Raw genomic sequence first — 12,583 nt, forward strand, 5'->3', positions numbered from 1 at the left:
CAGTGCTTACTGCACTTCCACCGCCAGGCTTTCACTGATCTTTTGCTGCCAGATGGCAGGACCGGTGATGTGCACCGACTCGCCCTTGCTGTCGACCGCAACAGTCACTGGCATGTCCTTGACGTCGAACTCGTAGATCGCTTCCATGCCCAGTTCGGCGAAAGCCACCACGCGGGACTTCTTGATCGCTTGCGCCACCAGGTAAGCCGCGCCGCCCACTGCCATCAGATAAACGGCCTTGTGGTCCTTGATCGCTTCGATCGCGGTTGGGCCGCGCTCGGATTTGCCGATCATGCCCAGCAAACCGGTCTGCTCGAGGATCTGACGGGTGAACTTGTCCATCCGCGTCGCGGTGGTAGGACCGGCCGGGCCAACCACTTCGTCACCGACCGGATCGACCGGGCCGACGTAGTAGATGAAGCGACCTTTGAGGTCCACCGGCAGGGTTTCGCCCTTGTTCAGCATCTCGACCATGCGCTTGTGCGCAGCATCGCGACCGGTGAGCATCTTGCCGTTGAGCAGGACGGTTTCGCCCGGCTTCCAGCTCTGCACTTCTTCCGGGGTCAGGGTGTCGAGGTTGACGCGACGGGCCGACGGGCCGGCTTCCCAGACGATTTCCGGGTAGGCGTCCAACGGTGGCGCTTCCAGCGAGGCCGGACCTGTACCGTCGAGCACGAAGTGCGCGTGACGGGTGGCGGCGCAGTTCGGGATCATGCACACCGGCAGCGAAGCGGCGTGGGTCGGGTAGTCCATGATCTTCACGTCGAGCACGGTGGTCAGGCCGCCGAGGCCCTGGGCACCGATGCCCAGCTGGTTGACCTTCTCGAACAGCTCCAGGCGCATTTCTTCAATGCGGTTCTGCGGGCCACGAGCTTTGAGCTCGTGAATGTCGATGGATTCCATCAACACTTCCTTGGCCATGACCGCGGCTTTCTCGGCGGTGCCGCCGATGCCGATGCCGAGCATGCCCGGTGGGCACCAGCCGGCGCCCATTTCCGGGACGGTTTTCAGCACCCAGTCGACGATCGAGTCGGACGGGTTGAGCATGGCCATCTTCGACTTGTTCTCGGAACCGCCGCCCTTGGCCGCCACGTCCACTTCCACGGTGTTACCCGGAACGATGGAGTAGTGGATGACGGCCGGGGTGTTGTCCTTGGTGTTCTTGCGAGCGCCCGCCGGGTCGGCGAGGATCGAAGCACGCAGGACGTTTTCCGGCAAGTTGTAGGCGCGACGTACGCCCTCGTTGATCATGTCGTCCAGGCTCATGGTGGCGCCATCCCAGCGCACGTCCATGCCGACACGCACGAACACGGTAACGATACCGGTGTCCTGGCAGATCGGGCGGTGGCCGGTGGCGCACATGCGCGAGTTGATCAGGATCTGTGCCATCGAGTCACGGGCCGCTGGCGATTCTTCGCGCAGGTAGGCCTCGTGCATCGCCTGGATGAAATCCACGGGGTGGTAATAGGAAATGAACTGCAGGGCGTCGGCAACGCTCTGAATCAGGTCGTCTTGCTTGATCACGGTCATGAGTCGCGCTCCTCTAAAAGACGGGAACATTCAATAAGGTGCTTGCAGCTTGGGTGCATCGGTCGGTTGCAAGCACCTTTCAAGGCACGCCGGGCAAGCTGGCGCGACGCTAAAAAGGCGCGGCAGTATACCGCGCCTCGTTGAGCGGCACACGCGCCAGTGGTCAAACCTTGGTCTCATTGTCGTGATCGATCCCTGTAGGAGCTGCCGCAGCCTGCGGCAGCTCCTACAGGGGAATCGGGTCAACCTGAAAATTGGATGGTCATTTATCGGTCACACCACTAAAGTGACATTCGGTCTGTAGAGTAGGACGCTCTGTCAGTCTCCTTTCATTCGGTGAATCAACGATTGACCCATAACGCCATCCAGCGCCTGTTGCTCAAACGTTTCGCCCTCGCGGCCGGCACCTATGCCCTGGCATTGCTGTTGCTGTGGCTGGCGTTTTTTACCGGTCACTACGATGCGCCGCTTTCCAGTGTCATCATCGGCAGCACGCTGGTGGTGATCAGCCAGGCCTCCCTGTTCGCGGTGTTTTACAGCGGCTACAACCTGCGTTTCGCCGACCCCAGCCTGACCGAGGCGCAAGTGTTGCTGGGGCTGGGGTGGCAAACCTGGCTGATCGCTCATCTGGACGAAGCCCGGGGTACGTTTCTGGTGTTTTACGTGCTGATCCTGCTGTTCGGCCTGTTCCATCTGTCACGCCGGTCTTTAGTACGGTGCGCGCTGCTGGTGTTTATCAGTTTCAGTGCGATCACGCTGTGGGAGGGCTACCACTTCCAGCTGCCTGACCCGGCCATGGCGGTGCTCCAGGTCTGTGTGCTGTTCATCGTGCTGGTGTGGCTGGTGCTGTATGCCCGTTATGTCCAGGCCTCGCGACAACGCATGCGCCAGCGGCGTTTTGCCTTGCAGGCGCATCAGGACACGTTGCGCGGGATGATGCGCCAGCTCGAAGACCTGGTGGCCACCGACGAGCTCACGGGTCTGTTCAATCGTCGGCATTTCCTGCACCTGGCTTCCCGCGAATTGAACGCCATGGACGCGGGTGTCGTGCATGGCCTGGCGCTGATCGACCTTGACCATTTCAAGCGCATCAACGACTTGCACGGCCATGCCGCCGGCGATCAGGTGCTGCAAGCCTTTGCCGGCGTTGCCTCCGCGTGTCTGCGCGACGGTGATGTTCTGGCCCGCTACGGCGGCGAAGAGTTCGTGGTACTGCTGCCCGATTGCGATGCCGACAGTTTGACTTCGTGCTGCGAACGGCTGCGCATCGCGTTCACCGATGTCGAGCTGATTGGTCTGAATGTGCGCAACCTCAGCCTGTCTGCCGGCATGACCCTGCTGGAGCGGGGCGACGATCTCGATGACGCCTTGCAACAGGCCGATCAGGCGCTCTATCGCGCCAAGCGTGACGGCCGCAACCGATGCGCGGCGGCGTGGGAGAACGTCGATGCCTGAGCTGCGGGTCGGCGAGCGCAATTGGTCGGTGGCGGCGGGCAGCAATCTGCTCGACGCGCTGAACCAGAACGGCGTGCCAGTGCCTTACAGTTGCCGCGCCGGCAGTTGTCATGCGTGCCTGGTGCAGTGTGTACGGGGCCTGCCGAGCGACAGCCGCCCCGATGCCCTGAGTGCACAACAGCGTGAACAGGGTTGGCGCCTGGCATGCCAGTGCCAGGTGGTCGAGGACTTGCAGGTGCACGCCTTCGACCCGCAACTCGATGGCCATCCGGCCGAGGTCGCGGCGGTAGATTGGCTGAGCACCACGGTGCTGCGATTGCGGGTAATCCCCCAGCGACCGTTGCGCTATAGCGCTGGCCAGCACCTGGTGTTGTGGGCGGGTAGCGTGGCGCGGCCATATTCCCTCGCCAGCCTGCCGCAAGAAGACCGCTTTCTGGAGTTCCATCTCGATTGTCGCAAGCCCGGGGAATTCAGCGATGCCGCCAGGCAATTGCGCATCGGCGATCCGATCCGCCTCGGTGAGCTGCGCGGCGGTGCCTTGCATTACGATCCGGACTGGCACGCCCGGCCGTTGTGGTTGATGGCGGCCGGTACCGGGTTGGGGCCATTGTTTGGTGTATTGCGCGAAGCGCTGCGGCAGGATCACCAAGGCGCCATCCGCGTCATTCACCTGGCCCATGATGCCGATGAGCACTACCTGGCCAGCCCCCTGCAAGCCATGGCCGCCAGTCGTCCGAACCTGAGTGTCGAACTGTGGACCCCGGCCGAGTTGCCGGCGGCTTTGGCGCAACTGCGGCTTGTTTCGCGGCAAACCCTGGCCTTACTCTGCGGAGCCCCCGACAGTGTCGACGCCTTTGCCCGGCGCCTGTATCTGGCGGGATTGCCGCGCAATCAACTGCTGGCCGATGTGTTCCTGCCCCGTGGTTGAGCGCTGACTTTTCAGACGCGAGACCTGCCATGACCGATGCCATCCAAGTTGAACGCGAACGCGGCCTGTTGACCCTGCGCCTGAATCGCCCAGACAAGAAAAATGCCCTGACCCGCGCCATGTACAGCCACTTGGCCGATGCGCTGAAACAGGCCGATAGCGACCCCGGGATCAACGCCGTGCTGATCACCGGCTCTGCCGAATGCTTTACGGCCGGCAACGACATCGCGGACTTCCTGCAGCAGCCCCCGAGCAACCTCGATAGCCCGGTTTTTCAGTTCATGCTGACCTTGCTTGAATGCCGCAAACCGGTGATCGCTGCCGTGGCCGGAGCGGCGGTGGGCATTGGCACAACGATGTTGCTGCATTGCGACTTGGTCTACGTGTCCCGCGATGCCCGCTTGCGCATGCCGTTCGTCAACCTTGGTTTATGCCCGGAGTTTGGTTCCAGCCTGATCCTGCCGCGTCTGCTCGGGCAGGCCAAAGCGGCAGAGTTGTTGCTGCTCGGTGAAGGCTTCAGTGGTGAACAGGCTGCGGCGTGGGGCATTGCGTCTGAGGCGCTGGGCAGTGGCGAAGAGGCCTTGGCCAAGGCACGGGAGATGGCGCTGCGCTTCGAGTCGCTGCCGCCGGAAGCGGTGCGCATCAGCAAGCAATTAATGAGGGCGCCGGATCGGGAACTGTTGCGCAAGGTGATTGAAGAGGAGGGGGCGCTGTTTACTCAGCGGCTGCGGTCGCCGGAGGCTTTGGCGGCGTTGACGGGGTTTATCAAGCGGCATTGAATTTGAGGCGGCAGGACCGGCCCCTTCGTCGGAACGCCGCCCGGAGCAAGCCCGCTCCTACAATGGATTTGCGGCGTAAACAAAACATCTGTAGGAGCGGGCTTGCCCGCGAAGGGGCCGGATCAGGCGGCACAAAAAATGGATCAGAAAGCAAAAAGCCCCGCCATTCACATGGCGGGGCTTTTGTTTTTCAGCAAGCGCTCGCTCAGACCATCGGATCGCCAACGTGCAGGATCTTCATGCCGTTGGTGCCGCCGGTGGTGTGGTAGCTGTCGCCTTTGGTCAGGATGACCCAGTCGCCTTTCTGTACTACGCCGCGCTTGACCAGTTCGTCGATCGCCTTCTGGCTGACTTCGTTCGGCGCCAGCGAAGCCGGGTCGAACGGGATGGTGTACACGCCACGGAACATCGCCGCGCGAGCCTGGGCTTCGCGGTGTGGGGTGAACGCGTAGATCGGCACCGAGGAACGGATGCGCGACATGATCAGCGGGGTGTAGCCACTTTCGGTCAGGGCGATGATCGCTTTCACGCCCGGGAAGTGGTTGGCGGTGTACATGGTCGCCAGTGCGATGCTTTCGTCGCAGCGCTCGAACTCTTTGCCGATGCGGTGGCTGGAGGTCTTGCTGGTCGGGTGCTTTTCGGCACCGATGCAGATGCGCGCCATGGCCTGAACGGCTTCCAGCGGGTACAGGCCAGCGGCGCTTTCGGCCGAGAGCATCACGGCGTCGGTGTAGTCGAGCACGGCGTTGGCTACGTCGGAAACTTCAGCGCGGGTCGGCATCGGGTTCTGGATCATCGACTCCATCATCTGGGTCGCGACGATCACCGCCTTGTTGTGGCGGCGTGCGTGCAGAATGATCTTCTTCTGGATGCCCACCAGCTCGGCGTCGCCGATTTCCACGCCCAGGTCACCACGGGCAACCATCACCGCGTCGGATGCCTTGATCAGGCCGTCGAGGGTTTCGTCGTCGGCCACGGCTTCGGCGCGTTCGATCTTCGCCACCAGCCAGGCGGTGCCGCCGGCTTCGTCGCGCAGTTGACGGGCGTATTCCATGTCGGCGGCGTCACGCGGGAAGGATACCGCGAGGTAGTCGACTTCCATTTCCGCAGCGAGCTTGATGTCAGCCTTGTCTTTTTCAGTCAGGGCCGGAGCGGTCAGGCCGCCACCGCGACGGTTGATGCCTTTGTGGTCGGACAGCGGGCCGCCGATGGTCACTGTGCAGTGCAGTTCGGTGGCCGTGGCAGTATCGACGCGCATCACCACGCGGCCGTCGTCGAGCAGCAGCTCGTCGCCCACGCCGCAGTCCTTGACCAGGTCCGGGTAGTCGATGCCGACCACTTGCTGGTTGCCTTCGGTCAGAGGATGGCTGGTGGAGAAGGTGAATTGATCACCGATCTTCAGCTCGATCTTCTTGTTGGCGAACTTGGCGATACGGATTTTCGGGCCTTGCAGGTCACCCAGCAGGGCGACGAAGCGGCCGTGCTTGGCGGCGAGGTCACGCACCAGCTTCGCGCGAGCCTTGTGCTCGTCGGGGGTGCCGTGGGAGAAGTTCAGGCGGGCGACGTCCAGGCCAGCCAGAATCAGCTGTTCGAGAACTTCCGGCGAGTTACTGGCCGGGCCAAGGGTAGCGACGATTTTGGTACGACGGACGGACATGCAAAGACTCCTGAGTTCAAGCGCTGAGTGAGGCTACTATGCTCCGATGTTGTAGTCATTGTTCGTTTGCACTACTTATTCGTTTGTTTCTTTAACCGAATACTTTCGGTTACAGGCAGCCTGAAGATTTTCGCTCACGGGTCGATACAGAGCTCAAGACAGGAGAACCCCCATGCGAATCGTGCTCATAGTCGTCCTTGCCCTCAGTGTTGTGGGCTGCACCCGTTGGTCGATGAACCATCATTTGAACAATGCCTACAGCGCCTACGAGCGTGGCAATTGCGAGCAGGTGATGCTCGAACTGTCCAAGGTCGAACGCGACAGCCGCGCGCGGCCTTACGTGTGGCCGGAAGTGTCGATGATGCGCGGGCTGTGCCTGGAACGGCAGAAGATGTTTGTCGATGCGGCTCAAACTTATCAGTTCATCATCGCGTCGTACCCGCAAAGTGAATACGCCTTCCGCGCCCGTGCCCGTCTGCAAACCTTGCAGTCGCTGGGCCACTACCCGCTGCGCAGTGCGTCGGCCGTTAGCCCGACCCGGTTCTGATTGCAGGTGTCATTCAACGGCTGGCTCACCGGTGGTGAGCTATAGTCGAATAGATCGGTATTAGAGCCGTGACTCTGAATCGAGGTAACACCTGTGATCGGCAGGCGTAAGCGGCAGCGGTTCATGGACTGTCGCACCGGGATCGGGGAGAGCGCGCCCATTGCCTAGCTCTTATTTGATAAAGGCAGGCAGGCCCGTTCCGAAGCATTAGTGCGGTCCTGCTTAAGGGCCTTGCTGGGCGAATTGCGCATGTTCACTGACCGCCGGATCGAGCGGCATCAACTGCCGTATTTTTTGAGAGTGTTCAACAGCGTCACCGACAAACCGATTGGCTTTCTGGGCAATGTCTCCGAAGACGGGCTGATGCTTATCAGCCAATTGCCGATGATGATCGGCGCGGACTTCGAATTGCGCCTGAAAATCCCCGCCAGCGACGGCATCTTGCAGGTCATCGATGTGCAGGCGTGTTGCCTGTGGTGCCATGAAGATGAGACTCCCCACTATTACGACGCCGGGTTCAGCCTGCAACGGGCACCGCCGGAGTATGGGCAGTTGATGGAGGCGTTGAAGCAGTACTTCAGTTTTCAGCCGTTGCCTGCTTCGGCCTGACGTACCTCTTTGTCGCTCGCGTCAATTCTCTACTGACCCGCCAAAACCGTCGGTATTCCTGATATCGCGATCCGCTATTGTCCGTGTGATTCACTCGTACCGTTCGTCTGCACTGTCAGTTATGACAGGTGTGGGGCCGTCGTTGTTCAACGTATAAAACTTTCAGTAGCGATTGAGTATTGGCTCTCATCCCGTTTGGGTTTTGCAGAGCGCACCTTTGGCCGGCTGGAGAGCAACGATGAGCAAGGAAATCACCGATCCCCCCCTGAAGCAGCTGTTCGAGATGCAAGATCCGACGATGATGGACCTTGGTACAGACTTCATCGCGAAGGGCGGCTCGGTTTTCGACGTGTTGAACATGGGGCTCAAGGGGGTGGCGGTAACATTCGGGCTGCAGGCTGGTGATGCGCAAGTGTTATTGGACAAAGCCAAGAGCCTGGCAGTGCACAGTGCCCGTGAATATCGTGAACAACGACTGGTGAGGAAGGGGCCGCCTAATCCGCTGCATCGCACCGGGATCAGGGCATTGGTGGATTCGCCCACCTTCGACGATTTGTTCAACCCGGACTGGGAACGTGCTGCCCCTGCACAAAGCCTGGACTCGAGCATTTCCCCAGCGGCATATTTTCTGCGGCTGGTAGAACTCGCCCGTGCGCTGGAAGAACGAGCCGAAAAAAAGAAGTTCACCTTCGAAGCCCGGCGACCCGATCTGACATCGCTCATCATCGATCCGACCAGCGCCTTTCAGATCAAACCGACCATCACTTTGGTCAATGAAGTGCTAGAAAGCATTATCAAGAATCACCTCGCTCCACAATTGCTGGAAGGTCAGGTTGTCGATGACAAATTACTGGAAACACGGTTTCCGCATCGCTCCATGCCCTTCGAGTGGTACGCCGAGCAATACAAAGTGGTACTGGCGAAGAACAAGCTCTCTCTGGGCGAGGTGGTGCGATCGATCGATCACACTGCTCCCTACTTCAGACAGCCTGGTGTCCGGGGTGATTTTTCGGATATTGCATTGCGTCAATCGTGCAATCTCGGACCGAAGCAGCAGCGTTTGTTGATCGAGAATTTTGTTATTCCCGGCAACGCGGCGGACTTTTACACAAAAAACTTTGGTTCCACTGCTGACAAACTCAAGGACTCGGTACATTTCTGCGCGCAAACCTCGATTGATGCGAAAGCATTGACCTCGCTGTTGTCCATAGAAGAGTTTGCACCGAAACAATCCAGCAACGTCAGCCTGCCAACCACGACGGTGACGGTAACGCCCAAAGAGTTTGGTTCGCGCTACATTAATTATGGCTTGGCAGCAGCGATGGACCTGTCGGATCCGGCAGATGGCACGCGCAAATTCGTCCAGCATGATCTCAATCGCTTTGACCGGATGAACCGCATGTTGCGTCTGAGCCGCTGGTTGGACCTGCCTCCAGACCAATGTGATCGACTGATCATGGCAGCGTTCAATGCCGAAGTACGGGGCGATATCGTTGACCCTGCAATCCGATTGAGCGAGTTGGCAGACAGACCCTCCAGAATTACCAACAATACCCTTCGAGTCATTGGCCTGTTCCAGGAGTTTCGTCTGCAGTTCAAGTGCACTGCAGAGCAATTCGCTGCGTTGATTGACGAGATTTCCCCTTGCGGTCGCGGAGAAGAACTTTCTCAGTTCGACCGTATTTTCAACGTTCAGGCCTTGTTCGACACGCCGCTGAAACTGGATAACCGCTTTTTCGCGATCGAGCCTCAAACCCGCAACGACAAGCGCACCGTCGATCAGATTTGCAGCAGCTTGGGCCTCAACCAGGAAACCTGGCTATACCTCGCGCGCTTCGTCGCCAAGAGCTATAACCAGCGCGACGAACTGCAGTGCAGTCTGCCGGTCGTGTCTTCATTTTATCGCTTGGTACTGCTCGCTTCTTTTTTGCGCATCAGCCCGATAGAGCTGGCAGCCCTGCTGGAAACCTTGAGTGAGCGCGGCGCAAGCGAAGTGGTGCAACGACTGCTCGGCGAGCCTCGCCTATTGATCAGCGGCACCAGTGGCGTCGGTGATGTGCTGAGTGTTATCCATGCGGCACAAACCTGTGTCCAGTGGTTGCAGGAAAACGACCTGAGTGTGACCTGGCTGGTACAGCATGTGGCTCAGGTGATTGCTCCCCCCTTGGCCACTGAAGCAGACGTCATGTTGCTGCAAGAAATCCACGGGCGACTGCAGCCGGTGCGGCTCACCGAAGAAGTCTTCATGGCAGCGGGTGTTCCACAGAGCAACGCCGCCCCTTCGCAAGGTTGGCTGTCTCTGCTGGATCAACTGGTAGATGCCGATGGCCTGGTGTCGAACCTTCCCAGCGATGAGAACGATTACGAACGGGCCGTCGCCGAGATTCAGGCGGCAGTGGCGGACGCGAAATTACCCGAAGCTGATGTGGATAATGCCCGCGCGGTCATTTTGGCATTGGTGCTGCAGGCCCGGGATGCGCAATGCGCAGTGATTCAGGAAAGTCTGTCCGTGTATTTGAGTGTGTCACCAGACGTGGTGTTGCCGCTGCTCAAATGGGTCAACAAGGGTGGTGTTTACCTGTTGGTGATGGAAACCACACGGGCACTCGCAGCGGTTACTTCGGGGGCCGATAAAGTCAATGTTGGTGATGATGTGCTTAATCTGCTGGAGCATCTGGTACAGCGGGCCGAGGTTGTTAACATGTTGTCGTTGAGTTCCGCGATGCTCGTAGCCCTGACGACGCGACAGAACTGGCAATGGTTCGGCCTCAATGATGCGCAAGCACTTACCTTGAGTACGTTGTATCAACTGACACTGTTTCAGCGAGCTGTCATGCACACCGGGCAGCCCGCCCAAACGCTGTTGCAATACCTGGAACTGGTCAACGCTTTACCGGCCATGCTGACGCCGGAAGATCAGCGGCTGATCCGTGATTCCGCCGCGACCCGGCTGGCGGTGGTGCTGAAGTGGGGCGTCAGGGAGGTGCTTGAATGCATCCTCTATTTGAGCCCTGCGATGCCGATCGTTCGCGACGTCACCACGCTGGATGCCCTGCTGCGCATTCGTGGACTGGCGACCCGCAGTGGGCTGGATGCGAAAGCCATTATCCGATTGGGATCGCTCACTCCAGACAGCGACACCCCCGCCTATCGTGACGTGGCGGAACACGTCCTTGAGAGCCTGTCCGAGTCGACGGTAGAGGGGCAATCCAGGGAAGTTGGCGAAGTCGGCCAGAGCGTGACTCACGAAATCCGCTGCATCAATGACACCCTTATTGCCAATGCTGAGAATCAGGTCGCGCTGGTCGAGTTGAGCTTGCGTGATCTTGCCAACCGACCAATGCCGAATATCACGGTTCAGTGGACCTCCGACCGCCCCGGTTTGCTGGAGGATATTTCAATTACCGATCATGAGGGCCGTGCGGTCATTCGCTTCAGGCCAGAAAAAGGGTCGTGGATGGGCGCGGTGCAGATCAAAGGCTCTTATGGTCTGGCTCAGGTGGTTTATGCACCGAAGATCATCGTCGACTGCGATGAGTACTCGCTTGACTTTGACCTTGGCGGCACAGTTGATCCAGAACCAGACGAGACGTTTCTGGCGGGCGGCGAAGGGATCTTTCCGGTGTGGGTGCGTCTTGTCGACGAGCACTCCAACCCAGGGGTTGGCCGTACCGTGACGTTTTCAGGACAGGGCGCGGTGGCTGATCCTCTGGTGGCAATTACAGATAAGGAGGGCGTCGCCCGCACCCGTGTCAGAAGTATTGAGCCTGTTATAGAAGCGAGTCTGGTGGCCAGTTACAGCACCAAGGATTCGAAGGTCATCAACAACATCACCTTTGTCGACAAGCCGTCTATCAAGCTCCTGGAAGTGGTGTCGATGGCCGTGCTCGTGGAGCCGCTGGTGCTTCGTTGCCATGTGTTCGGGTTGGGCAAGCTGCCGTCCCCTGGTGTGTCGGTTGACTTGTACCTCGACGCCGCAGAGGAGCCGATTGAAACAAAACTCACCACCGAGGAGGGGATCGCGGAGTTCACCGTGCCTGACGTTAAAGCCGGGAAACAGACATTTACCGCCAAGGTCGAGATGGACGAGCAACAGCTTGAAATCGATGTGGCCAAATCGGCGGTCATTCACGGAGAGTCTGCGGATTATCGGTTCCCTGTGGCAGGTTCAGGTACGCCTACCTTGCTGTGGGTCACGGTCAGAGAGGAGTCGCATAACCAGTCCCGGTTCATTGCCAACTGCCCGATTTTGTGGAGCGTTACAGGTCCGAGTGGAGAACTGCTGGCATCTGTCAGCATCCCTACCGACGCTATGGGGCGTTCAACCTACCCCTTCGAGGTTGATGTGGCCGGAAAGTATGAAGTGACCGCAGTTCGTGAGGCTGGCGCGGGGGATCAGCGCATATTCGATCTTCAAGTTGTTCCGGCCATTGACTGGACGTTCACGTTGACCGACACCGCGACAAGTATTGTTTACAGCAGCGTGCCACTGGCCTTTATCAGAGGTCATCAATACAAGCTCGTAATCAGCTTGCCTGATGGCGTCGACCTGGTCGGGGCGCGTGCCATGCTGGCTTGGGACAGTGATTTCTCGGCGAAGGGGTTGGGAATGCTATTCACCCCGGCAACAGGTGCATATGTAGGGATCGGCGCCAATGACACGTCCCTCGGTTGGGATATTAGTTGCCAGAATCTGCGCAACGGCGCCTTCGATTTGACCTTCTACTGCGATCGACTTGATCAGCGCCTGATATTGCCGGGTCGCCTGGATGCACCACCTCCGGTGGTGGCGATTCCTGCCCAAAACGCTGAAGTGGACGTTCAACCGGAGCTCAGCGGTACGGGTAGTTCCTCAGCGCAGATATATGTATTTGAAGGTAAGCAGGGCGCGCTGTTGGCAAGAACCAGCGTAGGCGTTGACGGCAACTGGAAAGTAACGATTGCCGAACCACTTTCTACAGGGCCGCATGTGTTCTCGGTCAAACAACGACACATCGACACAACCGAAGCATGGGCGCCGGATGTTCACGTGCATGTTGGAAAAAACTCATTGATTAATCCCTGAACACTTATTGCTG

General features: G+C 59.2%; 8 protein-coding genes. 6 read left to right on the top strand and 2 right to left on the bottom strand.

Going from position 1 to position 12,583, the window contains the following annotated elements; genetic code table 11:
• Positions 1-6: 6 nt before the first annotated feature.
• Complete coding sequence (locus AC1DWG_RS09725) at positions 7-1,530, bottom strand: fumarate hydratase (protein ID WP_477762748.1); 1,524 nt, start codon at positions 1,528-1,530, stop codon at positions 7-9.
• Positions 1,531-1,878: 348 nt separating this feature from the next.
• On the opposite strand from AC1DWG_RS09725, the gene AC1DWG_RS09730 reads away from it, so the two are divergent.
• The 3 genes from AC1DWG_RS09730 to AC1DWG_RS09740 are packed head-to-tail and all read left to right on the top strand — an operon-like array spanning position 1,879 to position 4,692.
• Positions 1,879-2,985 (top strand): GGDEF domain-containing protein, encoded by a 1,107-nt coding sequence (locus AC1DWG_RS09730; RefSeq protein WP_477787704.1) that lies wholly within the window; start codon positions 1,879-1,881, stop codon positions 2,983-2,985.
• Positions 2,978-3,913 (top strand): iron-sulfur-binding ferredoxin reductase, encoded by a 936-nt coding sequence (locus tag AC1DWG_RS09735; protein ID WP_477762749.1) that lies wholly within the window; start codon positions 2,978-2,980, stop codon positions 3,911-3,913. Before AC1DWG_RS09730 ends, AC1DWG_RS09735 begins: the two co-directional genes overlap by 8 nt.
• Before the next feature lie 29 nt (positions 3,914-3,942).
• Positions 3,943-4,692: an enoyl-CoA hydratase-related protein gene (locus AC1DWG_RS09740; RefSeq protein ID WP_477762750.1), complete on the top strand. Its 750-nt coding sequence runs from the start codon at positions 3,943-3,945 to the stop codon at positions 4,690-4,692.
• 205 nt (positions 4,693-4,897) lie between these two features.
• Here the strand turns inward: AC1DWG_RS09740 and pyk are convergent, their stop codons facing one another.
• On the bottom strand, positions 4,898-6,349 hold the full coding sequence (gene pyk, locus AC1DWG_RS09745; RefSeq protein ID WP_108215066.1) for a pyruvate kinase: 1,452 nt from the start codon (positions 6,347-6,349) through the stop codon (positions 4,898-4,900).
• Positions 6,350-6,521: 172 nt separating this feature from the next.
• On the opposite strand from pyk, the gene AC1DWG_RS09750 reads away from it, so the two are divergent.
• The 3 genes from AC1DWG_RS09750 (at position 6,522) to AC1DWG_RS09760 (ending at position 12,570) form a co-directional block, all read left to right on the top strand.
• Entirely contained in the window at positions 6,522-6,896 is a 375-nt protein-coding gene (locus AC1DWG_RS09750; protein WP_477762751.1) for a tetratricopeptide repeat protein, read from the top strand.
• 249 nt (positions 6,897-7,145) lie between these two features.
• Positions 7,146-7,505, top strand: coding sequence for a PilZ domain-containing protein (locus AC1DWG_RS09755; RefSeq protein WP_477762752.1), 360 nt, complete (start codon positions 7,146-7,148; stop codon positions 7,503-7,505).
• Positions 7,506-7,743: 238 nt separating this feature from the next.
• Positions 7,744-12,570, top strand: a complete 4,827-nt coding sequence (locus AC1DWG_RS09760; protein ID WP_477762753.1) for a Tc toxin subunit A — start codon at positions 7,744-7,746, stop codon at positions 12,568-12,570.
• Positions 12,571-12,583: the final 13 nt, after the last annotated feature.

The sequence above is a fragment of the Pseudomonas sp. P4_B3 genome (assembly GCF_056402295.1).